Origin of the sequence: Pseudomonas sp. PS1(2021) (assembly GCF_020405165.1) — a bacterium.
Taxonomy (GTDB): domain Bacteria; phylum Pseudomonadota; class Gammaproteobacteria; order Pseudomonadales; family Pseudomonadaceae; genus Pseudomonas; species Pseudomonas aeruginosa.
This window is the reverse complement of sequence record NZ_CP084484.1, coordinates 914,259-940,787: the sequence shown is the minus strand read 5'-3', so window position 1 is coordinate 940,787 and position 26,529 is coordinate 914,259. Positions and strand designations below refer to the sequence as shown.

The window sequence follows — 26,529 nt, the reverse complement described above, 5'->3', positions numbered from 1 at the left end:
TGCCGTGTGCGCCGCTAACAGGCGCCACGTGCTGAGCAACCCATCGAAGGCCACTAGGTCCAGGGGCAACTCGGGGGGCAGGAGTACCTGCTGCATGCGGCCTCCTCATGTCTCGCTGGGTCGAGCTGACTGTTCCTAGATCAAGCTAGGAGGCGCGATGTAGCGATGATCGTTGCCCTCTCCCGGCTAGGAGACGAGCACGGCTCGACGATCCCGCGTAGATAGATCGTGCCTATCTGCACATAGATTATTCCAGTTTGACCACTTCTGAGCTTGATCCGATGCTGTCAAGACCGCAGAAGGAGACGCGACCAACGGCTAGGCAATACCACGATCGTTCTTCTTGACAGCGGTAAATTTCGTTTCCCACTTCGATTTAGAAGATGGAAACATTAACGCACAGAGGTGACGAAATGACTCCGACCGGTAACCGAATCGTGACTTTCGAGAAGCCCTTGGAAATGAAGGTCAACACCTTCAAATTTCCAGAGCTGATAACCCCTCAAGGGAAAAGCGCACCCCATGGCGCTATCCTCAAAATAGTTACCACAAATATCTGTGGCAGCGACCTTCACATTTATCGCGGTTCGTTTGCTGTTCCCAAGGGAATGACCATGGGCCATGAAATGACCGGCGAAGTGATCGAAGTGGGATCAGACGTCGAAGTCGTGAAGAAGGGCGACATCGTTTCCGTTCCCTTCAATGTGGGGTGTGGGCGTTGCTACAACTGCAAGCATATGCGCTCCGATGTATGCGAGAACACCAACCCCGAAATCGACTGCGGAGCCTACGGGTTCAACCTCGGTGGCTGGACGGGGGGGCAAGGTGATTATCTCTTCGTACCGTATGCGGATTTCAATCTCCTTCGCTTCCCTGACAAGGATGCCGCCATGGAAAAAATCCGCGACCTGACCCTTCTCTCTGACGTATTACCCACAGCTTTCCATGGGTTCGCTGGCCCAGACTGGCCAGCCGCGCCGGCCTACGTCGTCGGCGAAAACATCCTGATCTTCGGTGCCGGGCCGGTCGGCAGAGCGGGTGCCGCCTGCGCCAGACTTCTGGGTGCAGGCGCCATCATCGTTGCCGATTACATTCAAGAGCGGCTGGACCTTCTCAAGCCACACGGCGTGGAAACCATCAACCTTTCCGACGGCGTGCCGATCGAGGAGCATCTCGAACGCATTACCGGGCACAGGGAGGTGGATCGCGTCATCGACTATGTTGGTGTGGACTGCCGCGGGTTTGGCGCGGAGGCTGACAAGATCGTGGAGAGCGCTGTTACCAACGCAATGCTCAAATATGTCCGCTTCGGCGGAATGACCAGTACGGTCGGTGTGTACTGCGCAAACCCGATCTCGAAAGACCCGAAAGCCAAGAAAGGCCATATGGATCTGGAATGGTCCAACGCCTGGATCAAGTCGCCGCGAATGTCGGCTGGTCAATCTCCGACGGCCAACTACAACCACGCGTTAATGCGGGCGATACTGAACGATCGCATGCCTTACCTTTCGCCGATGATGAACACTAAGTTCATCAAGCTCGAAGACGCGCCCGCCGCGTACAAAGAGTTCGACGCGGGTTCTGCATACAAGTACGTCATCGACCCGCATGGTTCAGTGCGGCATTAAGCATCCGGCGCGGGCTAAGCATCAGGATGTCTCACACTTTCTGGTGAGAGGCATTCTGGTCCCGCCAGTCTCCGGGCAGCAACTGGAGCCGGCGAATATTTTCGCCGGCATTTGCCGTCTGCCCCAGGGTACTTGCCTTGGCTCGGACCAGGAGCAGAGCCTCAGCAATCCGCAGGTGATGATCAACCGCAAGCGTGTTCAAGCGCTTGGTTCGCAATCGGCCAAGGGTCAGACGGGGACGATGCACGGCATCCATTGACGTGCGTGGCTGGAGATAGCCTTCGTCTGATCCTTATCACCCCACGGACTTGACAGGCTCGCCTGGTGTTGTGCCTGCCTCGGGCCATCGCACGGTCAACCCAGCCCTGGCTCATTCAGCCAGAAGTTTCCAATGATGTGGCCGAACTCGCCGCCGCCAGAATGGCAGTCACTTCTATAGGGAGATAGCACAGTGTTGGATAAGTCGGAACGGGAGGGTGGCCTATGGAGCTGCGCCATCTTCGCTGCTTCGTAGTTCTTGCTGAGGAGCTACATTTCACGCGGGCGGCTGAGCGCCTGCATATCGAACAACCACCGCTATCACGAGCCATCAAGGAACTTGAGGACGAGTTGGGCGTAGTGCTCTTCGACCGAAACCGACGAGGAACAGTTCTAACGGCGGCGGGCGCGGTCTTCTTGCAAGATGTTCGCCGTCTATTCACAGTGCTGGAACAGGCTCGTGAAAATGCCAAGGCTGTGGCATCGGGCTTGCGCGGTAGCCTGCGCATCGCTGTATCAGATGGGGCTATCGATCCACGGCTGTCGGCATTTCTGGCTCGTTGCCGCGCCGAGGAGCCGGAGATCGAAATACGCTTGTCAGAAGTGCCTCTGGCAGAGCAAGTGCGTGGCTTGCGTTCGGGCGACTTCATGATCGGGTTCGCGCACACGGGCGATGTCGGCGACGGTATCGCTGCCGAACCAATCTGGCACGACCCGCTGGTGATTGCGGTGCCAGCTCGTCACTCATTGCTCACCTACAAGGAGGTGCCACTTCAAGAACTTCAAGGCCATCCACTTGTCCTGTGCGACCCGCAGGTATGCGAGGGCTATTGCCGCGAACTCAAGCGGCTGCTCAACACGTTGGAGCACAAGCTGAATGTTGTCGAGGAAGTGTCCTCGCTGGACATGATGCTCACGTTGGTCGGCGCCGGCTACGGCATCGGCTTCATGACGGCGACCAAGATTCCCATCTCCCAACGGCCGGATGTGGTGATCCGCCCCTTGGCGATGGATTCTGCCGTGATCACCACCTACCTGCTTCGGCCCGACGGCGGCAATTTATCGGCTTCGGTGGAGCGATTTATCGTTCGCCTTCGCGACTCTTCGGACGGTTGACGGAGCCTGGCAGGCTAGACACTCAGGGATCAGTGTCGGCACGCAGATTGCGTTCGGTCGCCGTCATCAGGTCAGCCGCGCTTATTCCAAGTGCCGTAGAAATTTTCAGTATGAGCGGAAGCGTGGGCACGTGCTCACCACGCTCGATCTTACCCATGTGAGAACGCGAAATGCTTGCCCGAGATGCGAACTCGTCTTGCGCGACTCCTTGAGCGACGCGCGCAGCGCGCACGGCCTGTCCGAAGGCTAACGCCGACTCGGATTCATACGTCGATGTGCCAGAAGGACGGCCTGGCTGAATTGTTGATTTCTGCATTAGCAGAAGCGTCAAACAATCTGCCACAATTAACCACGTTAAAGATAACGACGTTAAACTTCACTCTTTCCTGCAACGCTGGTTTGCCTTTCTGGACAGATCGCTTATTGGGGGCCCTCATGCATGACGCCACCAGCCAGTTTTCCCATTTCAGGCTTGCTATCGCGCCCGGAGTGCCATCCTCTTGCCTCACAACGCTTCTTGCCCTACAGCGCGCGGAGGAACCAGAAGTCACCATCACGTTCTTTGAGACCTCAGCCGATGATCTGTTGACGGGCCTTGAGGAAGGCCGCTACGACGCTGGAATGACGCTTCGGAACGCTGGTGCTCCGGCCGTGAAAAGCCAACCGCTCTGGGTGGAGAACGTGGCTGTTGCAGTGCCGCTGGGGTCCCCCTTAGTTGCCCAGGCGAAGATCACGCTTGCCGAGCTTCTGGACTATCCGGTGTTTCGCTGGCCGGCGGAGGCTTGCCTACTGCTGGATCAGCGACTGTCCTTTCTTCCGTTGAGCCAGCAGAGCATTCAGCACGTGACTTCGTTCGAGATGATGGCGCTTTGGGTGACCGCTGGCTACGGAGTGGGGCTCTCCGCGCAATCGCGCATTGAGCGTGCCCATGCGTGGGGGATCACTATGCGACCGCTTTCAGACGGCCCCTACGAGATCGTGACATATCTGCAGCGGCCCCACGGACGAGCCAATGTTGTTTCTGAGCGGTTCGAGCACAGGGCAATGTTGGTTGCCAGGGACAGGGCGGCTTGCTCGAATACCCCATAGCCCGCTCTCGCCGAGGCTGCGTGCGGGTAATTGCAGCGGCACGCGCCTGTTAGCGCGCCAGTGATAGCGCTTCCATCTCTGGCAATATGATGAATTAACATGGTCTTTGGAGGCACGAATGGTTGGAAGTGGTTGGGATCGAGTACCAATTGACTCGCAAAGCATCGATGCGCCGCTGTCGCGCGCGGCGGTGTTTCTCACGTTGACAGTCGCCGAGGGCCACGAGGCCCTTCAGGCGGTCGCCGGCGTCTTGGACGGGCTGGACGACCTGATCAAAACGGTGGGCTTCCGCGATCTCAACGGCCGGCTGTCGTGCATCACTGCACTGGGATCGGCGCTATGGGACCGTTTCCAGACCGGGAAGCGCCCGAAGGAACTACGGCCCTTCGTGCCCATCGAGGGTGCCAAGCACACCGCGCCTGCCACGCCCGGCGACCTGTTCTTTCACATCCGTGCCGAACGCGAGGACCTCTGTTTTGAATTCGAGCGCCTGCTGCTGGACCAACTGGGCAGCAGCGTGACGGTGGCCGACGAGGTGGTCGGTTTTCGCTACTTCGACTCCCGCGACCTGCTTGGCTTTGTCGATGGCACGGCCAACCCGACCGGGCACGACATCGGCGCCTCGACGCTGGTCGGCAGTGAAGATCAGGCGTTCGCCGGCGGCAGCTACTTGGTGGTGCAGAAGTATCTGCACCAAATGCAGCCGTGGGCTCGGCTCGCCAAGGACGAGCAAGAGCGGATCATCGGCCGGGAGATCGTCAGCAATGTCGAATTGCCCGACGCGACGAGCGGCCAGAAATCGCACAAGACCCTCGCCACGATCGTGGACGACGACGGCACCGAGCACGACATCCTGCGCGACAACATGCCCTTCGGCCGCCCCGGCCAGGGCGAATATGGCACCTACTTCATCGGCTACTCCAGGCATCTGTGGGTGACGCAGAAGATGCTGGAGCGCATGTTCCTCGGCGATCCGCCAGGCATGCACGACCGCCTGCTCGATTTCTCGACGGCGCACACCGGCGCCGTGTTCTTCGCTCCCGCACCGCGCACGCTGAGCGAACTCGTGGAGGCGGTGCAAGCGTAATGCAGGGGCCGCAAGGCCCCTGCAAGGTTTGAGAGCCCTATGCTCCGTCTAGAACTACTGCGCTATCCACCAGCCGACGAACGCTTTGCCGCACATCCTCGGGGATGGGGTACGGGGCAATGGCCTCGGGCATATCCGCATAGTGCTGGTAGTCGCCCATGATGACCTGGATGATCGCCGGCACGTTGGTCGGCGTGACCGCATCAATGGCCGCGCGGTCCCCCAGGTCAGGGTGCGGCTGGGTCAGCATGCGGTACAGATCCCACGAATCCGCGTGCGGGCACTGGTTCATGAGCACCTGGGCCAGCTTGTGCTTGAGCGGCACCAGTTGCCAATCGGGAACACGCTGCCCCCGATTGCCCAAACTGATGGACAGCAACTTGCCCGCTTTCAGTTCGCGGTTGATCTGGTCCTTGGACTTTCCGGCCAGCTTGCCGAACAGCGGGACCGGCAAGCTGCTTGGAGACTCGTAGATGGTCAGCATTTCCTCGCGCTCGCGCTGGATCGCGGACACTTCCGGCTCTGGGGCATGCGTCGGAGGCGGCGGTACCTGAGACAGCCGCTGGAACGTGATGCCGCCGTTGCTCGGGGTTACGACAATAGGCGTGGCCACGACGGGCGGGACGCCGGGAGGAGTGGGCTCGGCCATCGCGAGGGTCGCATCCACCGCTTCCTCCACTTCTGCCATCGCCGGCACCCCGTCGATACGGATGGTCAGATGCGCGCTCGCGGCTTCCACTTCGCCCTGTTCGAGCAGGTCGAGCCGATCGGCCCAGTCCTGCATCATCCGACGGCGCGGCTCAACGTACTTGGCGTGGTTGTAGGACGAACTCACCTTGTTGGGGTCGGAATGGGAAAGCTGCGCGTCCACCCAAATCTTCGGGTAGCCAATCTCGTTGAGCGCCGTCGAGATAGTGCCGCGGATGCCGTGGCCGGTCAGGCGCCCCCCATAGCCCATGAGCTGCACGGCCTTGTTGAGGGTGTTCTCGCTGATGCGCTTCTTGAGTTCGCTGCGGTGTGACAGCAAGTACTTCTGCGCCGGCCGCATCACCCCCAGGAGATAGCGCACGATCTCGATGGCCTGCAGGGATAGCGGCACGATATAGGGGGGCACATCCTGCGGCCGCTTCCCTGCCTTGCGCATTTCATCCTGGAGCTGCTTGACGATCTGCGGTGGGATGATCCACAAGCCCCTGTCGAGGTCGAACTGTTCGGGTTCGGCCAATCGCAGTTCGCCGGTGCGCACCCCGGTCAGGAACAGCAGCCGGACGCCAAGCTGGGTCTGCCAGCCACGGGGGTTGTAGAGCCGGAGCTTCTGGAGGAACTCGGGCATCTCGGGCAGGTGCAGGTAGGGATTGTGGGCTACGGGGGGCTTGGGCTCTGCCACCACGTCCAGGTCGGCGGCCGGGTTGACTTCCAACCCCTCGGCAATGACCAGGGCATAGCGGAACAACTGGTTGAACCAGGTGCGGACCTTCTCGGCGGTGGTGAACGCCTTGCGTTTCTCGATCGCCGCCAAGACGCCCAGGAGTTGGGGGCGGCGAATGTCGTAGATCGACATTCTTCCCAGGGTGGGCAACACGTCCTTGTTGAAGATGCGCAGGATCTGCGACAGCGTGCTTTGACGGCCTTCCTTGAGTTCCTTGCGGCGATGCTCGACCCAGGCATCGAAGACGGTCTTGAAGGTGTATTCGCCCGCCAGCTTGGCCGCGTGCCGTTTCTGGTCGCGCTCGACCTGAGGATCGATCCCCCTGGCGAGCAGGGCCTGGGCCTTGTCTCGCTCGATCCGGGCCTCGCGCAGGCTGAGAGCAGGATAGCCGCCCAGGCACAGGCGCTTTTGCTTGCCCAGCCAGTAGTAGCGGAATTGCCATGACTTGCCGCCTGCGGCTGAGACCATCAGGCCCAGGCAGTCGTTGTCGGAGAGGGTGTAGCGTTTTCCGGTGGTCTTCGCCTGCCGGACGGTCAGATCAGAGAGCGCCATTTCGAGACTCCTAAGTAATGACTTAGGCCCTATGCTCGTCATGGTCCCCGCTCAGCCCCAGCAACTATCCGGTAGCCGACCCACCCGTATTCTTGTGCCTTATTTGGTCACTCAAAAACGGTAGCTGTGGGTGGATTTCCGTGGCACTCGCTGGAATGAAAAAAGGAGCCGAAGCTCCTTTTTTCAATGACCTACAGACCCCAGTAGAAGTCTGTGGATCAAAATTTGGAGCGGGAAACGAGACTCGAACTCGCGACCCCGACCTTGGCAAGGTCGTGCTCTACCAACTGAGCTATTCCCGCGTTACAACTTGTTGCCCGTTCGGCCGAAACCGAACCTTTGACGCCTAACTTTCACCAACCCCGCCGAAGCCAGGTTGTAGAATTTGGAGCGGGAAACGAGACTCGAACTCGCGACCCCGACCTTGGCAAGGTCGTGCTCTACCAACTGAGCTATTCCCGCAATGGCGTCCCCTAGGGGACTCGAACCCCTGTTACCGCCGTGAAAGGGCGGTGTCCTAGGCCACTAGACGAAGGGGACGCGGCCCGGAACTTACAACAGATCTTTCCGGCTTCCAGTGTTTCGCGTTTGGCTTCACGCTGGAAGTGGCGCGCATTTTATGGAGCGTCCGGGGAGGCGTCAACCCTTCTGAGAAAATTTTTTTAAATCAAAGACTTCTGTGCAAATAATGAGCTGCTGCTATCGGTGGTAGCACCAAGACATTAGACTGAGAAAATTCTTACAGCGGAGTCCCAAGGTGTCGCCACTCCTCATTACCGCCCTCATCATCGGCGGGATCGCCCTCCTCATCGCCATTGGCTATATCAACCACGTGGTGGAAAACAGCAAGCTGGAGAAAGCGCGCCTGAAGGCCGAACTCAACGACCGGGTCCGGCGCTGCGCGCAGATTTCCGAGAGCCTTCCCGGCCAGTTCGTCAGCCCGTCGCTGAAGCTGTTGATGAGCCAGATCGAGCTCAGCCTCAGCGAGCAGCAACTGGCGCTGCAGAAGAAAGCCGATGCCGGGCTCAAGACTCGTATAGAAGAGTTGCGCGCGCTGGTCGCCAAGGGCGAGTCGATCCCGGTGCGCAATCCGCCCCAGGCGATCCTGACCGAGGACAAGGCCAAGGAAGTCCGCTTCCTCTTCGAAGCCCTGCATGCCCAGCTCACCCGTTTCACCCAGGACGGCCACCTGCCGCGCAGCGAGGCGCAGATCTGGGTCAAGGAGATTCGCCACCTCCTGGTGCGCCTGCATATCGAGTTCTTCGGCAATCTCGGCCAGCAGGCCCTGCAGCAGAACGAACCGCGCCAGGCGCGCCTGGCCTTCGAACGCGGCGCCCAGTACCTGCGCAAGCAGCCCGAGCTGGCGCGCTACCAGGCGGAGCTGCAGCAGATGGAAACGCAGCTGGCCCGCGCCAACGCGATGGTGCTGAACAACAGCCAGCCGGCGAGCGAGGAGCCCAGCGAACTCAACGAGGGATTGAAGGCCCTCGATGCAGACGACCTGTGGAAGAAGAAGAACGTCTACGACTGATTCCGGCCTGCCTACGGCAGCCGTGCTATAACCCAGGCTCATATCGACCGAGGAAATCGTTATGAGCCTGACACTCTACGGAGCCCCGCTGTCTCCGTTCGTCCGCAAGGTCCGCCTGCTCCTGGCCGAAAAGGGCCTCGACTACCAGTTGGAAGCGATCGCCCCTTTCGGCCAGCCGGCCTGGTATCGCGAGATCAGTCCGCTGGGCCGCATCCCGGCGTTGCGCGACGGCGACCTGGCCCTCGCCGACTCCAGCGTGATCTGCCAGTACCTGGAAGAACGCTATCCCGAACCGCCGAATCTCCAGGGCGACGCCCCCGCCAGCCGCGCAGCGGTGCGCTGGCTGGAAAAATACGCCGACTACGAGATCGCTCCCCTGGCCACGCTGACGATCTTCCGCAACCGGATACTCAAGCCGGCGATGGGCCAGGCCTGCGAGGAGAACGACGTGCGTCGCGCGCTGGAGGAAAAGCTGCCAGCGCACTTCGATTACCTGGAAAACCATCTCGACGGCCGGGCCTTCTTCGTCGGCGAGCGACTGACCCTCGCCGACCTGGCGATCGCCAGCCAGTTGGTCAACCTGCGTCACGCCGGCGAAAACCTGGACGAGCAACGCTGGCCGGCCCTCGCCGCGCATTTCGCGCGGATGCTCGAACGCCCGGCGATGCAAGCGCTGCTGCCGGGGGAACGACGGACCCTCGACAAGCTCGCAGCGAAAGCCTGAACGCGTCGCTCAGCAGTCCGTCAGGCGCAGGAATATCTCCACCAGGCCTTCGATCCCGGCCTGGTCCTCGGCGCTGAAGCGTCCCACGCTCGGGCTGTCCAGATCGAGCACAGCGACCAGGCGGCCGTCCTTGAGCAGAGGCACCACCAGTTCGCTGCTGGAAGCGCTGTCGCAGGCGATGTGGCCGGGAAACGCGTGGACGTCGTCGACCCGCTGGGTCAGCCGGGTACGCGCCGCGGCGCCGCAGACGCCCTTGGAGAAGGGGATGCGGACGCAGGCGACCTTGCCCTGGAACGGTCCCAGGACCAGTTCCTCGTTGCGGTTCAGATAGAAGCCGGCCCAGTTCAGGTCGCCCAGCTCATGGAAGAGAAAGGCGGAGAACTGCGCGGCGTTGGCGATGAAATCGCGCTCGTCGGCGAACAGCGCCTCGGCCTGCGCCGCCAGCAGGGCGTAGCCGGCCAGCCCGGCGCCAGATTGCTGCAGATCGATCATGCCTGGCGCTCCAGCAGTTGCTTGCCCACCCAGTAGCGGGAGAACTGATAGGCGCAACGGCCGTTGCGGTTGCCGCGGCCAAGCGCCCAGCGGATCGCTTCCTTCTCCAGTTCCTCGCTCCAGCTCCAGGCCAGCCCGGCCTTCTCCGCGAGCACGTCCACCCAGTGGCGAACCACGCTGAGGAAATGCTCCTGGGTGAAGGGATAGAACGACAGCCACAGGCCGAAACGGTCGGACAAGGCGATCTTGTCCTCCACCGCTTCGTTGGGATGCAGCTCGCCGTCCACCATCTTCCAGTTCTCGTTGTCGCTCTGCTTCTCCGAAACCAGGTGCCGGCGGTTGGAGGTGGCGTAGAGCAGCACATTCTCCGGCGCCTGTTCCAGCGAGCCGTCGAGCACGCTCTTGAGTACCCGGTAGTCGCCTTCCCCGGCATCGAACGAGAGGTCGTCGCAGAACAGCACGAAGCGCTGTGGCAGGCCTTGCAGTTGCTCCACCACGCGCGGCAGGTCGGCCAGGTGGTCGCGCTCGATCTCGATCAGGCGCAGCCCGGCGCCGGCCAGCTCGGCCAGCAGCGCACGAACCAGAGAGGACTTGCCGGTCCCGCGGGCCCCCCAGAGCAAGGCGTGGTTGGCCGGCTGGCCGGCGACGAACTGGCGGGTGTTGCGTTCCAGTTGCTCGCGCTGCCGCTCTACGCCCAGCAGGTCGGCCAGGCGCAGGTCGAGGCTGACCTCCAGCGGCTGCAGGTAGCCGCTACGGCCGTCGCGGTGCCAGCGCGCCGCCAGGCTGCGCTCCCAGTCGACGGCTTCGCGTACGGCCGGCAGCAGCGGCTCCAGGCGCGCGAGCACGCTTTCGGCGCGGGCAAGAAAATCGCTCAATCGGGAATCCACTCTGTTCTCCTCGGATCGGACTGACGTCACGGATCGATCATCGGTTGCGCCCAGGAACCCCGACAGACGGTCGGGATGGGCTATGCTAGGCGGCAGAACCTCGCCAAGGCTGATCCCCGCCCCCATGGATATAGCGCTGACCCATCGCCTGTCGTTCAAACAGGCCAGCCTCACCGTGCTGGTGGCCTTTATCCTGGGAACCCTGCTCAGCCTGATTCAGGTTGGCGTCGATTATGCCAGCCAGGACGCATCCATCAATCGCGAAGTGCGCGCGCTGCTGGACGTCAGCCACAACCCCGCCGCGCGAATCGCCTACAACATCGATGCGGAGCTGGCCCAGGAGCTGGTCCTCGGCCTGCTGCGCTCGCCCGCCGTGGTCCGCGCGGAAATCATCGACACCTCCGGCCTGCCGCTGGCCAGCGCCTCGCGCGAACCCGCCGAAAGCCGCCTGCGGCCGCTCAGCGACTTCCTCTTCGGCCACAAGCGGGTCTACGAGGACCCGTTGCATGTCGACCATGCGCCGGGCGAGGCCCTCGGCGTACTGCACCTGGAAATCGACACCTTCGTGTTCGGCAACGACTTCCTCCGTCGCGCCGGCATCACCCTGCTCTCCGGCTTCGTGCGCAGCCTGCTGCTGTCGCTGATCCTGCTGGTGCTCTTCTATACCCTGCTGACCAAGCCCCTGGTCAGCCTGATCCAGGCCCTCAGCGGACACGATCCACGCTCGCCGGCACGCATGCGCCTGCCCTGCCCCAAGGGCCACGAACGCGACGAGATCGGCGTGCTGGTGGAAGTCATCAACCGCCAGCTCGGGCGCATCTCGGTAGAGATCGAACAGCGCCGGGAGGCGGAGAACCGCCTGACCCAGTACCTGGAGGAGCTGGAAAGCATCGTCGCCGCCCGTACCGCCGAGCTGAAGGCCGCCAACGCGCGCCTGACGCTATCCAACCAGGAACTCGAAGAAGCCCGCCAGACCGCTCTCGATATGGCCCAGGCCCGCGCCAGCTTCCTGGCCAACATGAGCCACGAGATCCGCACGCCGCTGAACGGCCTGCTCGGCATGCTCTCGCTGAGCCTCGACGGCCCGCTCACCCCGGAACAGCGCCAGCAACTGTCGATCGCCCACGACTCCGGCAAGGTGCTGGTGGAATTGCTCAACGACGTGCTCGACCTCTCCAAGTTCGAGGCCGGGCAACTGGTCCTGGAACAGATCCCGTTCGACCTGGGCGTCCTGGTGGAAGACACCGCCAGCCTCCTCTCGCAGAACGCCGCGGCCGGCGTGGAGTTGACCTGCCTGGTCGACCCCGCCCTGCCCGCCCAGGTTTCCGGCGACCCGACGCGGATTCGCCAGGTCGTCAGCAACCTGCTGTCCAACGCGCTGAAGTTCACCCGCCTGGGGCGGGTCGACGTTCGCGTGGAAGCCACCGCCGAGGGTGTGCGCATCAGTGTGCGCGACACCGGCATCGGCATCGCCCAGGAGGCGCTGGATCGCATCTTCCAACCGTTCACCCAGGCCGACGCGGGTATCACCCGCCAATACGGCGGCACAGGCCTCGGCCTGGCCCTCACGCGCAAGCTGTGCGAGGCCATGCAGGGCGAGCTGACGGTGGAGTCGACGGTCGGCCTGGGCAGCCTGTTCAGCGTCCGCCTGCCGCTGGCGCCGGTCAGCCCTCCGCTGCAGGCGCTGCCGCTGCGCGGCCGGGTGATCGCGCAATGCTCGGCCAACAGCGGGCTGGCGCAGCTGCTGCAAACCTGGCTGCCGCGCTGGGGCCTGGAGTACAAGCGTCTGGAGACCGACGACAGCCTGCTCGGCCACTCGCTCGACGTACTGATATCGGATTGCCCGGACTGTCTGATGGGACTGCGTCCGAGCATCGGTACGCCGATCCTGCTGGTCACCGCCTACGGCAGTTTCCTCGAACCGGAGCTGGCCCGCCGCCTGTCGCCGCTGCGCCAACTGGCCAGGCCGCTGAGTCGCAACCAGTTGTACCAGGCCCTGAAACACGTGCTCGAACACACTGCCATAGCCCCGTCGAGCGCCTCGGACACCACGGGAGAACAGCGCAACACCCGGGTCCTGCTGGTGGAGGACAACCCGGTCAACCAGTTGGTCGCCAAGGGCCTGCTGCACAAGCTCGGCTGCCAGGTATGGATCGCCGAACACGGGCTGAATGCCCTGAAGATGCTGGAGGAGCATCCCATCGACCTGGTCCTGATGGACTGCAACATGCCAGTGATGGACGGCTACGAAGCGACCCGGCAGATCCGCGACAGCGGACGCTGGGGCGGCCTGCCGATCATCGCGCTGACCGCCAACGCCCTGCCGGACGAGCGCGAACGTTGTCGTGCCGCCGGCATGGACGACTACCTGGCCAAGCCTTTCCACCGCGACGAACTGAAAGCCATCCTCGACCGTTGGTGCCCGCTCACCGCGAGCGACTAGCCGGCCTCGCGACGACGGCTAGCCTCCTACCACCAGACGGAAGCGCGACAGCAATCCGCCCAGGCGCTGGTGCAGGTCGAACATCTCGTTGAGGTCGAAACCGGTGCTGCAGATCAGCTGCTGGCGCAGCGGAATGACCCGTTCGCGCAAGGTGATCCCCGGCACCGTCAGCGTCAGGTGCACTTCCCGCTCATCGTGACTGGCGCGACGGCGATCCACCAGGCCGAGCTGTTCGAGACGCTTGAGCAAGGGCGTCAGGGTTCCGGAGTCGAGCAGCAGGCGGTCGCCCAGGGCCTTCACCGTCGGCTGCTCCGGCGGGCTCGCATGCCACTCCCAGAGCACCAGCATGACCAGGTACTGCGGGTAGGTCAGGCCGATCTGTTCGAGCAGCGGCCGATAGCCGCGGATCACCGCGCGCGAGGCGGCGTACAGCTTGAAACACAGCTGGTTGTCGAGCAGCAGCGATTCTTCGACGCCATCCGGCCTGGCGACTTTTCCCCGGGTGCTCATTCAAGCAACGCCTCGATCGCCGAGCTCAGCTCCTCCGGCTTGGTGGTCGGCGCATAGCGCTTCACCACCTGGCCATCGCGGCCGATCAGGAACTTGGTGAAGTTCCACTTGATGCCCTGGCTGCCGAGCAGGCCCGGCGCGCGCTTCTTCAGGCTGACGAACAACGGGTGGGCGCCGGCGCCGTTGACCTCGATCTTCCTGAACAGCGGGAAGCTCACCCCGTAGTTCAGTTCGCAGAACTGCGAAATCTCGCCCTCGTCGCCCGGTTCCTGCTTGCCGAACTGGTTGCAGGGGAACCCGAGCACCACCAGTCCGCGCTCACGGTATTTTTCCCACAAGGCCTCCAGCCCCTGGTACTGCGGGGTGAAGCCGCACTTGCTGGCGGTGTTCACCACCAGCAGCGCCTTGCCGCCGAAGTCGGCCAGGGTCTTCTGTTCGCCCTTGATGGTGGTGCAGGGAATGCTCAGCAGCGAATCGCTCATGGCTTGTCTTCCTTGTTGAGGGTGGGTCTCGAAACAAAGTAGCTCGCAATTCAATTGCACACAAATTGATTGAATGAAAAACGACCCGAACCAAAGACGGGTCGTCGCTCTCTAGCTCTCCCGCGGCACCAGCCTCAGCGAGGCCGAGTTGATGCAGTAACGCAACCCGGTGGGCCGGGGGCCATCCGGGAAGACGTGCCCCAGGTGGGCATCGCAGCGACCGCAGCGGACTTCGATGCGATGCATGCCGTGGCTGAAGTCGTCCAGTTCGCGGACCGCCTCGGCGTCCACCGGCTGGAAATAGCTCGGCCAACCGCTGCCGGAGTCGTACTTGGCGTCGGAGTCGAACAACGCCGTGCCGCAGCAGGTGCAATGATAGATCCCGGGGGTCTTGGTGGCGTGGTATTCGCCACTGAAGGCGCGTTCGGTACCGCCCAGGCGACAGATGTGGAACTGCTCTTCGGTCAACTCCTCGCGCCAGGAGTCCAGGGGTTTGTCGATCTTGCTCATCGGCTCTACCTCGCGATCTGAAAAATGCCCGGCGCTCCCTTTTCCGGGGGACGGGCCGCACGTATCATGCGTGCTCCTTATAGACGCCAGTCTGTCATCCGCGTTACAGCCTGCCAAGCCGCGATCCAGCGGGCTTTTCGCAGCCTGTTCCACGGTGTTCGCTCACTTCGGGACTCGACACATCATGCAGGTCAGCAAATCGAACAAGCTCGCCAACGTCTGCTATGACATTCGCGGGCCGGTGCTCAAGCACGCCAAACGCCTAGAGGAAGAGGGTCACCGCATCCTCAAGCTGAATATCGGCAACCCGGCGCCGTTCGGTTTCGAAGCTCCCGAGGAAATTCTCCAGGACGTCATCCGCAACCTGCCGACCGCCCAGGGCTACAGCGACTCCAAGGGCCTGTTCAGCGCGCGCAAGGCAGTGATGCAGTATTACCAGCAGAAGCAGGTGGAAGGCGTCGGCATCGAGGACATCTACCTCGGCAACGGCGTGTCGGAACTGATCGTGATGTCCATGCAGGCGCTGCTGAACAACGGCGACGAGGTGCTGATCCCCGCTCCCGACTACCCGCTGTGGACCGCCGCCGTCAGCCTCGCCGGCGGCAAGCCGGTGCACTACCTGTGCGACGAGCAGGCCAACTGGTGGCCGGACCTGGAAGACATCAAGGCGAAGATCACGCCGAATACCAGGGCGATGGTGATCATCAACCCGAACAACCCCACCGGCGCGGTGTATTCCAGGGAAGTGCTGGAAGGCATGGTCGAACTGGCCCGCCAGCACAACCTGGTGCTGTTCTCCGACGAGATCTACGACAAGATCCTCTACGACGGCGCCGTCCACGTCTCCACCGCCTCGCTGGCGCCGGACGTGCTCTGCCTGACCTTCAACGGCCTGTCCAAATCCTACCGGGTGGCCGGCTTCCGCTCCGGCTGGGTGGCGATCTCCGGGCCCAAGCAGCGGGCACAGAGCTATATCGAAGGTCTCGACATCCTCGCCAACATGCGCCTGTGCGCCAACGTCCCGGCGCAGCACGCGATCCAGACCGCCCTGGGCGGCTACCAGAGCATCAACGATCTGGTCCTGCCGCCGGGGCGCCTGCTGGAGCAGCGCAACCGCGCCTGGGAACTGCTCAACGACATCCCCGGCGTCAGCTGCGTGAAGCCGATGGGCGCGCTGTACGCCTTCCCGCGGATCGATCCGAAGGTCTGCCCGATCCACAACGACGAAAAGTTCGTCCTCGACCTGCTGCTCTCGGAAAAACTGCTGATCGTCCAGGGCACCGCCTTCAACTGGCCGTGGCCCGACCACTTCCGGGTGGTCACCCTGCCCCGCGTCGACGACCTGGAGCAGGCGATCCTGCGCATCGGCAGCTTCCTCAAGGGCTACCAGCAGTAACCCCCCCGCTCCCGCGGCGCCGCTGGCGCCGCCCTGCCCGGCGACCCATCCATGGACCTGCAGATCGACGACTTCCACAAGGACGCCGCTGGCGGCCTCCTGCTTCTCTACCAGGCGTTTCCGCGCAAGACCGCGCTCTACGTCGAAGACCTGATCGGCCGCGAGGCGCCGGACGAGTTCGGCCTGCCGAGCAAACGTCACCAAAGTTGTCTGGGCGCGTTGCTCTGGCTCGCCGAGGAAGGCTACCTGCGCTTCGCCAACACCATTCATTACGAGGCTCTCGACCAGGCGGTGCTCAGCGAAAAGGCCTTCCTAAGACTTACCCGTATCGTCCCCCGGGCCGCGGCGGCGCTGGCCGAGGCGCCGGCCAGCGTGCGCCGCGAACAGGCCAGCCTGGCCAACCAGTTGCGCCAGGCGCTGGCGCAGGGCGACGGCGAACGCCTGGCCGGGCTGACCCGCCTGCTGTTCGAGGGCAATCTGGGCGCGCAAGGCGACACAGTTTGAAATAGTCCCTCGATTGAATCGCCATGGACCGCCCCTTATATAACCCCGCATGATTATCAGGAGCCCGTTCGCCGGCCCCGGCGGCCTGCGAACCGCGCTCCGTGCCTTCAGCCGTGAGGAGAAGCTTTACACCATGATGCGCATCCTGTTGTTCCTGGCCACCAACCTGGCAGTCCTGGTGATTGCCAGCATCACCCTGAAACTGCTCGGGGTGGACCGCTTCACCGGCCAGAATTACGGCAGCCTGCTGGTCTTCTGCGCCGTGTTCGGTTTCGCCGGTTCGCTGGTCTCGCTGTTCATCTCCAAGTGGATGGCGAAGATGAGCACCGGTACCGAAGTCATCAGCCAGCCGCGCACCCGTCACGAACAGTGGCTGCTGCAAACCGTCGAAGAGCTGTCCCGCGAAGCCGGCATCAAGATGCCGGAGGTCGGCATCTTCCCCGCCTACGAGGCCAACGCCTTCGCCACCGGCTGGAACAAGAACGACGCGCTGGTCGCGGTCAGCCAGGGCCTGCTCGAACGTTTCTCGCCCGATGAGGTGAAAGCCGTCCTCGCCCACGAGATCGGTCACGTCGCCAACGGCGACATGGTCACCCTGGCATTGATCCAGGGCGTGGTGAACACCTTCGTGATGTTCTTCGCGCGGATCTTCGGCAACTTCGTCGACAAGGCCATCCTGAAGAACGAGGACGGCCCGGGCATCGGCTACTTCGTCGCGACCATCTTCGCCGAACTGGTGCTCGGCATCCTCGCCAGCATCATCGTCATGTGGTTCTCGCGCCGCCGCGAGTTCCGCGCCGACGCCGCCGGCGCCCACCTGGCCGGCACCGGCGCGATGATCGCCGCGCTGCAACGCCTGCGTTCGGAACAGGGCGTGCCGGTGCAGATGCCCGACACCCTGAACGCCTTCGGCATCAATGGCGGCCTCAAGCACGGCCTGGCCGGCCTGCTGATGAGCCACCCGCCGCTGGAAGATCGTATCGAAGCGCTGCGCGCCAGCGCACGCTGATCCGCTTTCACACTTGGGACAGGGCGACCATCGGTCGCCCTTTTTTTATGCCCGGGAAAGCCACCTATCCATGGTCGCTTTGACAGCCGCGAGCCAGCCCCGGAACATGCGGGTCCGTGATTTCGCCCGATGAGGTTCCCATGCAGATCCGCGCCGATTTCGACAGCGGCAACATCCAGGTCATCGATGCCAGCGATCCCCGCCGGATCCGCCTGGCGATCCGTCCCGACCTGGCCAGCCAGCATTTCCAGTGGTTCCACTTCAAGGTCGAGGGCATGGCTCCCGCCACCGAGCACCGCTTCACCCTGGTCAACGCCGGCCAGTCGGCCTACAGCCATGCCTGGAGCGGCTACCAGGCAGTCGCCTCGTACGATGGCGAACGCTGGTTCCGCGTACCGTCGCAATACGACGCCGACGGCCTGCATTTCCAGCTGGAACCGGAGGAAAGCGAAGTCCGCTTCGCCTACTTCGAGCCCTACAGCCGCGAACGGCATGCCCGCCTGGTCGAACGTGCGCTCGGCATCGAGGGCGTCGAACGGCTCGCCGTCGGCACCAGTGTGCAAGGCCGCGACATCGAATTGCTGCGGGTCAGGCGCCATCCCGGCAGCCACCTGAAGCTGTGGGTCATCGCCCAGCAGCATCCCGGCGAACACATGGCCGAATGGTTCATGGAAGGCCTGATCGAGCGCCTGCAGCGGCCGGATGATACGGAAATGCAGCGCCTGCTGGAAAAGGCCGACCTGTACCTGGTGCCGAACATGAACCCGGACGGCGCGTTCCACGGCAACCTGCGCACCAACGCCGCCGGCCAGGATCTCAACCGGGCCTGGCTGGAGCCGAGCGCCGAGCGCAGCCCGGAAGTCTGGTTCGTCCAGCAGGAGATGAAGCGCCATGGCGTCGACCTGTTCCTCGACATCCACGGCGACGAGGAAATCCCCCACGTATTCGCCGCCGGCTGCGAGGGCAACCCGGGCTATACGCCCCGCCTGGAACGGCTCGAGCAACGCTTCCGCGAGGAACTGATGGCGCGCGGCGAATTCCAGATCCGCCATGGCTACCCACGCAGTGCGCCGGGCCAGGCCAACCTGGCGCTGGCCTGCAACTTCGTCGGGCAGACCTACGACTGCCTGGCGTTCACCATCGAGATGCCGTTCAAGGACCACGACGACAACCCGGAGCCCGGGACCGGCTGGTCCGGCGCCCGCTCCAAGCGGCTCGGCCAGGACGTCCTGAGCACCCTTGCGGTGCTGGTCGACGAACTCCGCTGAAAATGGACGGGGCGCCGCGCGGCGCCCCGTTTCAGCCTCTCTCCAGCAGGTAGACGGCCTCGTTCAGCCAGGACACCCCGCGCTCAAGGAATTTCCAGTTGACGCCGAGCACGTCGCCGCGCTCCAGTTCCTCGATCCGCCAACCGCCAGCGTAGTAGCCACGCACCTCCTCGTCGGGCACGGCGAACGGCGGACCGGCCATCTCCGCCTGCGGGTAGTCGATGGTGACCAGCAAGCCGAGGCTGCGCGTCGGCAGGACCGCCTGGAGATGCCCGGCATAGCGCTCGCGCATCTCCGGCGGCAGGGCGATCAGCGCGGCGCGGTCGTAGAACGCCCTGCACTGCGCCAGGTGCTCTGCCTGCAAGGCGAAGAAATCACCCTGCAGCAGGGTGATGCCGGCGACTCGGTAGCGGCGGAAACCACCCAGTTGATCGATCTCGGGGCGCAGGTCGTGCTCCTCGAAGAAGCCGCTCACGGCCTTTTCCGAAAGCTCCACCCCCAGCACCTCCAGTCCCTGGGCGGCCAGCCAGGCCAGGTCCAGGGTCTTGCCGCACAACGGCACCAGGATCCGTTCGCCCGCTTGCAGTCGCAGCCGCGACAGGTGGCGCATCAGGTAGGGATTGATCTCGTCCAGGTGGAAGCCGATCTGGTTGTTCGCCCAGCGGGCGTGCCAAAAATCCGCCTGCATCCTGTCCTCCGCATTCGTGGGAAAAACCGCAAGGTGGCGACAATCGGCCGGCAGGTCAACTCCCCTGCGCATCTCCCTCGCGCACTTCCACCAGCACCGGACACGGCGCCTCGCGGATCACCCGGTCGCCGACCGAAGGATCGAGCAGGCGCTCCAGCCGCCCCAGGTGCCGATGACCGATGACGATCAGCTCGCAGCCCAGGCGTCGCGCCTCGCCCAGGATCACCTGCACCGGGTCGCCGGCGCGCAGCTCGGCCCGTACCTCCAGCTCGCACCCGGCTAGCAGCGCACGGGCCTCGTCGAGCACCTGCCGGGCCTCTTCGCACTCGTGCGCGGCGGGCGGATAGTCGAGCAGCGTCGGCCGGCCCGGCAACGCATAGCCGGCGTCCACCGCGCACAGCAGGTGGACCCGCGCGCCCGGCGCGGCGGCCTGCCGCGCCAGCTCGGCAATGCGACGGGTCTGCGGGCCGCCGTCGATGGCGACCAGGAGCGTATGGAACATCGGCAAATCCTCGGATAGAGCGTGCACCGGCATTCTTCGGCAGCCACCGGTGCGCGTAAAGGCACCGCGAACGCAATCCAGCAATGCAGCGAACGCACGCCTGGGAGAACGAAAGACTGCACCCTGCGCATGCCAGCGTGCTTATACTTCCACTCCATGCATCTTCCCGATCTGAATCTCCTGGTCGCCCTCAACGTTCTTCTCGAAGAGGGCAGCGTGGTCGGAGCCGCGCGCCGCATGCACCTCAGCCCACCGGCGATGAGCCGTACCCTGTCACGGATCCGCGAGGCGGTAGGCGACCCGATCATGGTCCGCGCCGGCCGCAAGCTGGTGCCCACGCCCCGTGCCCTGGAACTGCAGGAGCAGGTCCGGCAACTGGTGGACCAGGCCCGCGACCTGTTCAACACTCGCGAGACCATCCAACTGGACAAGCTGGAGCGCTGCTTCACCCTGCGTTCCAACAACACCCTGGTCGGCGGTCTGTCGATACGCCTGCTGGAGATCTTCGCCGAGGAGGCGCCGCGCTGCACCCTGCGCTTCGTGCAGGAGTCGGACATCGACGACGAGGCACTGCGGCAGAACCGCATCGACCTCTACATCGGCGCCTCGTCCTGGATGGAACCCGAGGTCAAGACCCAGCAGTTGCTCACCACCCGCTTCGTCGGCCTGGCCCGCCAGGGGCACCCGATCTTCGACGGCGAGATCACTCCGCAGCGCTTCGTCGCTTTTCCGCATATCGCCGTCTCGCGTCGTGGCCTCAACCATGGACCGCTGGACCAGGCCCTGGGAGAACTCGACCTGAAGCGCGACGTCAAGCTGATCAGCCCGACCTTCCACTCGGCGATCTTCGCCCTGCCCGGCTCCGACCTGCTGCTGCCGATCGCCGAGCATTCCCTGTGGCGGGCCAACCGACTGGGCCTGGGCCTGCGCCAGTTCGACATCCCGGTGCCGTTGAAGACCGTGATGGTGGTCCAGGCCTGGCATCCACGCTTCGACAACGATCCCGCGCACCGCTGGTTCCGGCAAACGATCAAGCGGATTTGCGAGGAAGTGCAGAGCGATCCCCATCCGCTGCTTGGCTCCAACTGAAACAGATGCACAAAATGCACTGATTCATTTCGATCATTTCAATTTTCACACTACCGGGACGCTCCTAGACTGCGGCGGAAATCAGAAGAGTTTCCGCCCATGCCTTGTTTCCCCACCCTCGCCGTAGCGAGGTCGCGATGACTTCGCTCGCCACCCCGCTCGGCCAGCCGACGCCAACCGCAGCCCCCGCCGCCCAGCCTTTCGGCGCGCGCATCGTGGTCGGCCTGCTCGGCGTGCTGCTCGCCTCGCTCACCGCCGGTCTCAATGGTCATGTCACCGAGATCGCCATGACCGATGTGCGCGGCGCACTCGCCATTGGCCATGACGAAGGCACCTGGCTGACCGTGCTCTACGAAGCCACCCAGGTCGCCGCCATGGCATTCGCGCCCTGGTGTTCGGTGACCTTTTCCCTGCGCCGCTTCACGCTCTTCGCCATCGGCGGCTTCGCCCTGCTGGCCCTGCTCTGTCCGTTCGCGCCGAACCTCGAGAGCCTGCTGGTCCTGCGCACCCTGCAAGGGCTGATGGCCGGCTGCCTGCCGCCAATGCTGATGACCGTGGCGCTACGCTTCCTGCCACCCGGGATAAAGCTCTATGGCCTGGGCGCCTATGCCCTCACCGCGACCTTCGGGCCTAACCTGGGCCTGCCACTGGCGGCGTTCTGGTTCGAATACGTCGGCTGGCAGTGGGTGTTCTGGCAGGTCATTCCACTGTGCCTGGTGGCGATGGCCGCGGTGTCCCATGGCATCCCCCAGGATCCGGTGCGCCTGGAACGCTTCCGCCAGTTCGACGGCATCGGCCTGCTCACCGGCTTCCCGGCGATCTGCGCCCTGGTGATCGGTCTGCTGCAAGGCGAACGCCTGGACTGGTTCGAGTCGCCGCTGATCTGCCTGCTGCTGGGCAGCGGCAGCCTCCTGCTGGGGCTGTTCCTGGTCAACGAATGGAGCCACCCGCTGCCGTTCTTCCGCCTGCAGTTGCTGAAGCGCCGCAACCTGACCTTCGCCCTGATCACCCTGGCCGGCGTGCTGGTGGTGCTCGGCGCGAGCATGGGCGTGCCGACCGAATTCCTCGCCGAGATCCGCGGCTACCGCCCCCTGCAGAGCGTACCCATGGTGTTGCTGGTGGCCCTTCCGCAGCTCGTCGCGCTGCCGCTGGTGGCGGCCCTCTGCAACATCCCGCGGGTCGACTGCCGCTGGGTGCTGGCCTGCGGCCTGTGCCTGTGCGCCGGCGCCTGCCTGAGCTTCAGCCAACTGACGGCGGACTGGGTGCGCGAGGACTTCTACCTGCCGATGCTGTTACTGGTGGTCGGCCAGCCGATGGCGGTGATTCCGCTGCTGATGCTCTCCACCAGCGTCATCGCGCCCATCGAGGGCCCCTTCGCCTCGGCCTGGTTCAACACCGTCCGCGGCTTCTCCGGGGTAGTCGCCACCGCGGTGATCGGCGCCCTCGGCACCGCCCGCGAGCACTACCACTCCAACCGCCTGGTGGATCACCTGGGCAATGCGCCCCAGGCCGTCGAACTGCGCCTGCAACAGATCGCCGGCCTGCAACCGGGCGCCGACTCCGGCGCGCACTGGCAGCACCTGGCCGAACAGGCCCGCCAACAGGCCCAGGTGCTGGGCAACGCCGACGTGCTGCTGGCGATGGCCGGCCTGGCCTGCGCCCTGCTGATCCTGATTCCGATCCTGCCGCAACGGGCCTACCCGCCCCGCCCGGTCGCTCCCACACACTGAAAGGTCGCTGTATGTCGTTCATCACTTCGCGCAAGGGCAGCCTGCTGCTCGCCGCCCTGCTGGTCCTGACCCTACTGGTCTACCTGCTGTTCCACCTGCTCGCCCCACGGGTCGTGCAGAGCACCGACGACGCCTATGTGCACGCCGATTTCACCCTGGTCGCGCCGAAAGTCGCCGGCTTCGTCCAGGACGTTCTGGTCGAGGACAACCAGCCGGTCAAGGCCGGCCAGTTGCTCGCCCGCCTCGACGACCGCGACTTCCGCACCGCCCTGGCCGCCGCCGAAGCCGACGTGCTCGGTGCCGAGGCCAACCTGGCCAATGCCGAGGCCAACCTGCAACGCCAGCAGGCGCTGATCGAACAGGCGCGGGCCAAGGTCCGCGCCGAGCAGGCCGAGCTGGTCTTCGCCCGTCACGAGCAAAGCCGCTACCAGACCCTCGCCAGCAAGGGCGCCGGCAGCCTGCAGAACGCCCAGCAGGCGCAATCGCGGATCGATACCGCCAGCGCCCGGCTGGCCGAGGGCCAGGCCGCAGTGGATGCCACGCGCAAGCAGGTGAGCGTCCTCGAAGCCCGCGTCGGCCAGGCCCGTGGCGACCTGCAACGCATGCAGGCGCGACGCGACCAGGCCCGACTGGACCTCTCCTACTGCGAACTCCGCGCGCCCTTCGACGGCCAGGTCGGCCGCCGCCAACTGCGCGTCGGCGCCTATGTCACGCCGGGCAGCGCGCTGCTGGCGGTGGTGCCACTGCAGCAGGCCTACGTGGTCGGCAATTTCCAGGAAACCCAACTGACCCACGTCTCTCCCGGACAGGCCGTGGAGATCCGCGTCGATACCTTCCCCGGCGAGGTTCTGCGCGGCCATGTCGACAGCATCGCACCGGCCACCGGCCTGAGCTTCGCGCCGATCGCCCCGGACAACGCCACCGGCAACTTCACCAAGGTGGTCCAGCGGATCCCGGTGAAGATCGTTCTCGAGCCGCGCCAGGCCATGGCGGGCAAGTTGCGTGTGGGCATGTCGGTGGAAGCACGGATCGACACCGCGACCGGCACCCGCTCCGCCGAGGTCGCCCAGCAATGAAAGGCACTCCGCTCCTGCTTATTGCCAGCCTGGCGCTCGGCGCCTGCAGCCTCGGCCCCGACTTCACCCGCCCGGACCGCCCTGCGCCCGGCGAATGGTCGCTCCAGGCCGCTGCCGGCAACCCCAGCCACCTCGCCGCCGCGCCGCTCGCAGCCCAATGGTGGACGCTGTTCGACGACGCGCAATTGAACGCCCTGCTGCAACGGGTCCAGCGTGCCAACCTCGACCTGCGCAGCGCCGCGGCGCGCCTGCAGCAGAGCCGCGCGATCCGTCGCAGCCTCGGCGGTGACGCCCTGCCCTCGGTGGACGCCAGCGGCACCTACCAGCGCCAGCGGACCACCAGCGCCGGCCTGTTCGATCCCTCCGGCAAGGCCGGCAAAGGCAACTACAACCACGCCCTGGCCGGCTTCGACGCCTCCTGGGAGCTGGACTTCTGGGGCCGCGTGCGACGCGAGCTGGAAGCCGCCGACGCGACGGTGGAAGCCAGCGAGAACGAACTGCGCGACGTGCAGGTCTCGGTGCTGGCGGAAGCCGCGCGCGACTATATCCAGTTGCGTGGCGAACAGAACCGTGCGGCGATCATCCGCGACAACCTCGAGACTGCACGGCGCAGCCTGGAACTCACCCGCACGCGCCTGGCCAACGGCGTCGCTACCGACCTCGAGGTAGCCCAGGCGCTGGCCCAGGTGGCCAGCATGGAGGCACGCCTGCCCGAGGTGGAAAAGAACCAGGCGCACCTGGTCAACGCCCTCGGCTACCTGGTCGGCGCCAGCCCCGGCAGCCTGCTCGCCGAACTCGGCCCGGCGCGGGCGATTCCGCGTCCGCCGGGCAGCGTGCCGGTCGGCCTGCCGTCCGAACTGGCCCAGCGCCGCCCCGACATCCGCCGTGCCGAAGCGCGCCTGCACGCGGCTACCGCCAGCATCGGCGTGGCCAAGGCGGACTTCTATCCGCGCATCACGCTCAACGGCAACTTCGGTTTCGAATCCCTGCAACTGTCCAGCCTGGGCGACTGGGACCATCGCCAGTTCGCCATCGGCCCGGCGTTCAGCCTGCCGATCTTCGAAGGCGGACGCCTGCGCGGACGCCTGGAGCTACGTGAGGCACAGCAGCAGGAAGCCGCCATCGACTACCAGCGCACCGTGCTGCGTGCCTGGCAGGAAGTCGACGACGCGATGCACGACTACGCCGCCAACCAGCGCCGCCAGGAGCGCCTCGGCGAAGCCGTGGCGCAGAACCGCCGCGCCCTGCAGAGCGCCCGCGAGCAATACCGCGCCGGCGCGGTGGACTTCCTCAGCGTGCTCGACAGCCAGCGGCAACTGCTGGACAACCAGGAACAGCAGGTCGCCAGCGACGAAGCGGTGTCGCTGACCCTGGTCAACCTCTACAAGGCGCTGGGCGGCGGCTGGAGCCCAACGTCCGACCCGGCGTCGGGCTGAGACGGCGCCGGGCGCGGACCGGCGAAGGAGTTGGAAATGGACCTGCTGCAAGGTATCCGGACCTTCGTCCGCGTGGTGGAGCACGGCAGCTTCACCCAGGCCGCCCAGGCGCTGGGGACCTCTCCGGCGACCGTTTCGCGCCAGGTCGCCGGGCTCGAACAGGCGCTCTCGGCGCGCCTGCTGCAACGCAATACGCGCAGCGTCGTGGTGACGGAAAGCGGTCTGCGCTACTACGAGCATTGCAAGCAGATCCTGCGTACGGTCGCCGCCGCCGCGGCGGACGTCGAAGACAGCCAGTCCCACGCCAGCGGTCGCCTGCGCCTCCACGCGGTGACCGAACTGGGCCTCGAGCACCTGTTGCCGCTACTGGTGGACTACCTGGACGGCCATCCGGACGTCTCCGTCGACCTCACGCTGGCCCAGGGCACCCCGGCCCTGCTCGAGGAAGGCCTGGACGTGCTGATCACCCTCGGCCGAACCTTGCCGGACTCGACCCTGGTCGCCCGCGATCTCGGCCAGGTGTTCAGCGTGGTCTGTGCCGCGCCGGAATACCTGGCACGGCATGGCGTGCCACGCACGCCGGAGGACCTGCTGCGGCATCGCTGCCTGAACGTGGCCGCGCCGTCCTGCCCGCAGGGCTGGGCCTTCGTCGGCGAACGCGGCGAAACGCTGCTCGATCTCGACGAGGCGCTCAAGGTCAACCTTCCCGAGGCCGCCTGCGCCGCCGCCGCGGCCGGGCTCGGCGTCTGCCTGCTGCCCGGCTTCGTCGCCGCCCGCGCGCTGCAGGAGGGCAGCCTGTTGCGACTACTGCCGGGCCATCGACTGCACGTCCGCGAGGTGTTCGTGCTGTACTCCTCGCGGCGCTACCTGGACGCCAAGATCCGCACCTGGGTGGACTTCCTCAGGGAACGCCTGCCCCTGGCGTTCGAGCGTGACCGGGCGATCCTCGACGATCGACGCTACTGGGCGGAAAGCCCAACCGGCGTAGCGCGCGAGACCGCGACCTAACGCCTGGGTCGATAGGTATCCTCAAAAACATATACTGGTTTTCGATTGATCGAGGGAGGAACATGGCTCATCCGAGTCACGAGGT

General features: G+C 64.7%; 25 protein-coding genes and 3 tRNA genes. 16 read left to right on the top strand and 12 right to left on the bottom strand.

Annotation, left to right across the window (positions count from 1 at the left end; translation table 11 throughout):
* Positions 1-413 precede the first annotated feature (413 nt).
* Positions 414-1,628 carry a glutathione-independent formaldehyde dehydrogenase gene (locus LE197_RS04565; RefSeq protein ID WP_023093406.1) on the top strand — a complete coding sequence of 405 codons (1,215 nt, stop codon included), beginning with the start codon at positions 414-416 and terminating at the stop codon, positions 1,626-1,628.
* Positions 1,629-2,111: 483 nt separating this feature from the next.
* Positions 2,112-3,002, top strand: coding sequence for a LysR family transcriptional regulator (locus LE197_RS04560; RefSeq protein ID WP_023103878.1), 891 nt, complete (start codon positions 2,112-2,114; stop codon positions 3,000-3,002).
* A gap of 22 nt (positions 3,003-3,024) precedes the next feature.
* Here the strand turns inward: LE197_RS04560 and LE197_RS04555 are convergent, their stop codons facing one another.
* Positions 3,025-3,318: a helix-turn-helix domain-containing protein gene (locus LE197_RS04555; protein ID WP_009459591.1), complete on the bottom strand. Its 294-nt coding sequence runs from the start codon at positions 3,316-3,318 to the stop codon at positions 3,025-3,027.
* A gap of 119 nt (positions 3,319-3,437) precedes the next feature.
* Between LE197_RS04555 and LE197_RS04550 the strand changes: the two genes are divergently transcribed.
* On the top strand, positions 3,438-4,091 hold the full coding sequence (locus LE197_RS04550) for a substrate-binding domain-containing protein (RefSeq protein ID WP_023106332.1): 654 nt from the start codon (positions 3,438-3,440) through the stop codon (positions 4,089-4,091).
* Between the two features lie 202 nt (positions 4,092-4,293).
* Positions 4,294-5,178, top strand: coding sequence for a Dyp-type peroxidase (locus tag LE197_RS04545; RefSeq protein WP_009876630.1), 885 nt, complete (start codon positions 4,294-4,296; stop codon positions 5,176-5,178).
* A 37-nt stretch (positions 5,179-5,215) separates the two neighbouring features.
* Here LE197_RS04545 and LE197_RS04540 read toward each other — a convergent pair whose 3' ends face one another.
* The 4 genes from LE197_RS04540 to LE197_RS04525 form a co-directional block, all read right to left on the bottom strand.
* Entirely contained in the window at positions 5,216-7,159 is a 1,944-nt protein-coding gene (locus LE197_RS04540; RefSeq protein WP_226033862.1) for a tyrosine-type recombinase/integrase, read from the bottom strand.
* 226 nt (positions 7,160-7,385) lie between these two features.
* Positions 7,386-7,461, bottom strand: a tRNA-Gly gene (locus LE197_RS04535).
* Between the two features lie 84 nt (positions 7,462-7,545).
* Positions 7,546-7,621: transfer RNA gene (locus LE197_RS04530), tRNA-Gly, on the bottom strand.
* A gap of 2 nt (positions 7,622-7,623) precedes the next feature.
* Positions 7,624-7,699, bottom strand: a tRNA-Glu gene (locus LE197_RS04525).
* A gap of 217 nt (positions 7,700-7,916) precedes the next feature.
* On the opposite strand from LE197_RS04525, the gene LE197_RS04520 reads away from it, so the two are divergent.
* Positions 7,917-8,690: a hypothetical protein gene (locus LE197_RS04520; RefSeq protein WP_031640569.1), complete on the top strand. Its 774-nt coding sequence runs from the start codon at positions 7,917-7,919 to the stop codon at positions 8,688-8,690.
* A gap of 61 nt (positions 8,691-8,751) precedes the next feature.
* Positions 8,752-9,414, top strand: a complete 663-nt coding sequence (locus LE197_RS04515) for a glutathione S-transferase family protein (RefSeq protein WP_003114770.1) — start codon at positions 8,752-8,754, stop codon at positions 9,412-9,414.
* 9 nt (positions 9,415-9,423) lie between these two features.
* Here LE197_RS04515 and LE197_RS04510 read toward each other — a convergent pair whose 3' ends face one another.
* Positions 9,424-9,906, bottom strand: coding sequence for a GAF domain-containing protein (locus tag LE197_RS04510; protein WP_003090905.1), 483 nt, complete (start codon positions 9,904-9,906; stop codon positions 9,424-9,426).
* On the bottom strand, positions 9,903-10,793 hold the full coding sequence (locus LE197_RS04505; RefSeq protein WP_003143737.1) for an ATP-binding protein: 891 nt from the start codon (positions 10,791-10,793) through the stop codon (positions 9,903-9,905). The genes LE197_RS04510 and LE197_RS04505 overlap by 4 nt, the downstream gene beginning before the upstream one ends.
* 82 nt (positions 10,794-10,875) lie before the next feature.
* On the opposite strand from LE197_RS04505, the gene sagS reads away from it, so the two are divergent.
* Positions 10,876-13,236, top strand: a complete 2,361-nt coding sequence (gene sagS, locus LE197_RS04500) for a two-component system sensor histidine kinase/response regulator SagS (protein WP_073666711.1) — start codon at positions 10,876-10,878, stop codon at positions 13,234-13,236.
* Between the two features lie 18 nt (positions 13,237-13,254).
* Here the strand turns inward: sagS and ospR are convergent, their stop codons facing one another.
* The 3 genes from ospR to msrB all read right to left on the bottom strand — a co-directional run bounded on the left by ospR (position 13,255) and on the right by msrB (position 14,738).
* On the bottom strand, positions 13,255-13,746 hold the full coding sequence (gene ospR / locus LE197_RS04495; protein WP_003114767.1) for a hydroperoxide stress response transcriptional regulator OspR: 492 nt from the start codon (positions 13,744-13,746) through the stop codon (positions 13,255-13,257).
* The gene (locus tag LE197_RS04490) at positions 13,743-14,228 is read right to left on the bottom strand and encodes a glutathione peroxidase (RefSeq protein ID WP_003090910.1); all 486 of its coding nucleotides are present in this window, start codon (positions 14,226-14,228) and stop codon (positions 13,743-13,745) included. Before LE197_RS04490 ends, ospR begins: the two co-directional genes overlap by 4 nt.
* 111 nt (positions 14,229-14,339) lie before the next feature.
* Complete coding sequence (msrB, locus tag LE197_RS04485; protein ID WP_073666712.1) at positions 14,340-14,738, bottom strand: peptide-methionine (R)-S-oxide reductase MsrB; 399 nt, start codon at positions 14,736-14,738, stop codon at positions 14,340-14,342.
* 184 nt (positions 14,739-14,922) lie between these two features.
* Between msrB and LE197_RS04480 the strand changes: the two genes are divergently transcribed.
* The 4 genes from LE197_RS04480 (at position 14,923) to LE197_RS04465 (ending at position 18,915) form a co-directional block, all read left to right on the top strand.
* Positions 14,923-16,134, top strand: coding sequence for a pyridoxal phosphate-dependent aminotransferase (locus LE197_RS04480; RefSeq protein ID WP_003090913.1), 1,212 nt, complete (start codon positions 14,923-14,925; stop codon positions 16,132-16,134).
* Between the two features lie 51 nt (positions 16,135-16,185).
* Positions 16,186-16,638, top strand: a complete 453-nt coding sequence (locus LE197_RS04475) for a hypothetical protein (protein WP_003115276.1) — start codon at positions 16,186-16,188, stop codon at positions 16,636-16,638.
* Between the two features lie 133 nt (positions 16,639-16,771).
* Positions 16,772-17,647 carry a protease HtpX gene (gene htpX / locus LE197_RS04470; RefSeq protein ID WP_003090915.1) on the top strand — a complete coding sequence of 292 codons (876 nt, stop codon included), beginning with the start codon at positions 16,772-16,774 and terminating at the stop codon, positions 17,645-17,647.
* Positions 17,648-17,787: 140 nt separating this feature from the next.
* Positions 17,788-18,915 (top strand): M14-type cytosolic carboxypeptidase, encoded by a 1,128-nt coding sequence (locus LE197_RS04465; RefSeq protein ID WP_023085368.1) that lies wholly within the window; start codon positions 17,788-17,790, stop codon positions 18,913-18,915.
* Between the two features lie 31 nt (positions 18,916-18,946).
* Here the strand turns inward: LE197_RS04465 and LE197_RS04460 are convergent, their stop codons facing one another.
* A complete protein-coding gene (locus LE197_RS04460; protein ID WP_031652591.1) occupies positions 18,947-19,603 on the bottom strand; it encodes a thiopurine S-methyltransferase in 657 nt (218 codons plus the stop codon).
* A gap of 55 nt (positions 19,604-19,658) precedes the next feature.
* A complete protein-coding gene (locus LE197_RS04455; protein ID WP_003114763.1) occupies positions 19,659-20,105 on the bottom strand; it encodes a universal stress protein in 447 nt (148 codons plus the stop codon).
* 129 nt (positions 20,106-20,234) lie between these two features.
* Between LE197_RS04455 and LE197_RS04450 the strand changes: the two genes are divergently transcribed.
* The 5 genes from LE197_RS04450 (at position 20,235) to LE197_RS04430 (ending at position 26,444) form a co-directional block, all read left to right on the top strand.
* Positions 20,235-21,194: a LysR family transcriptional regulator gene (locus LE197_RS04450; protein WP_020989271.1), complete on the top strand. Its 960-nt coding sequence runs from the start codon at positions 20,235-20,237 to the stop codon at positions 21,192-21,194.
* Between the two features lie 137 nt (positions 21,195-21,331).
* On the top strand, positions 21,332-22,924 hold the full coding sequence (locus LE197_RS04445; protein ID WP_003106090.1) for an MFS transporter: 1,593 nt from the start codon (positions 21,332-21,334) through the stop codon (positions 22,922-22,924).
* A gap of 11 nt (positions 22,925-22,935) precedes the next feature.
* Complete coding sequence (locus tag LE197_RS04440) at positions 22,936-24,000, top strand: HlyD family secretion protein (RefSeq protein ID WP_003114760.1); 1,065 nt, start codon at positions 22,936-22,938, stop codon at positions 23,998-24,000.
* Complete coding sequence (locus tag LE197_RS04435) at positions 23,997-25,436, top strand: efflux transporter outer membrane subunit (protein ID WP_003106094.1); 1,440 nt, start codon at positions 23,997-23,999, stop codon at positions 25,434-25,436. Before LE197_RS04440 ends, LE197_RS04435 begins: the two co-directional genes overlap by 4 nt.
* Positions 25,437-25,472: 36 nt before the next feature.
* On the top strand, positions 25,473-26,444 hold the full coding sequence (locus LE197_RS04430) for a LysR family transcriptional regulator (protein WP_034011704.1): 972 nt from the start codon (positions 25,473-25,475) through the stop codon (positions 26,442-26,444).
* Positions 26,445-26,529: the final 85 nt, after the last annotated feature.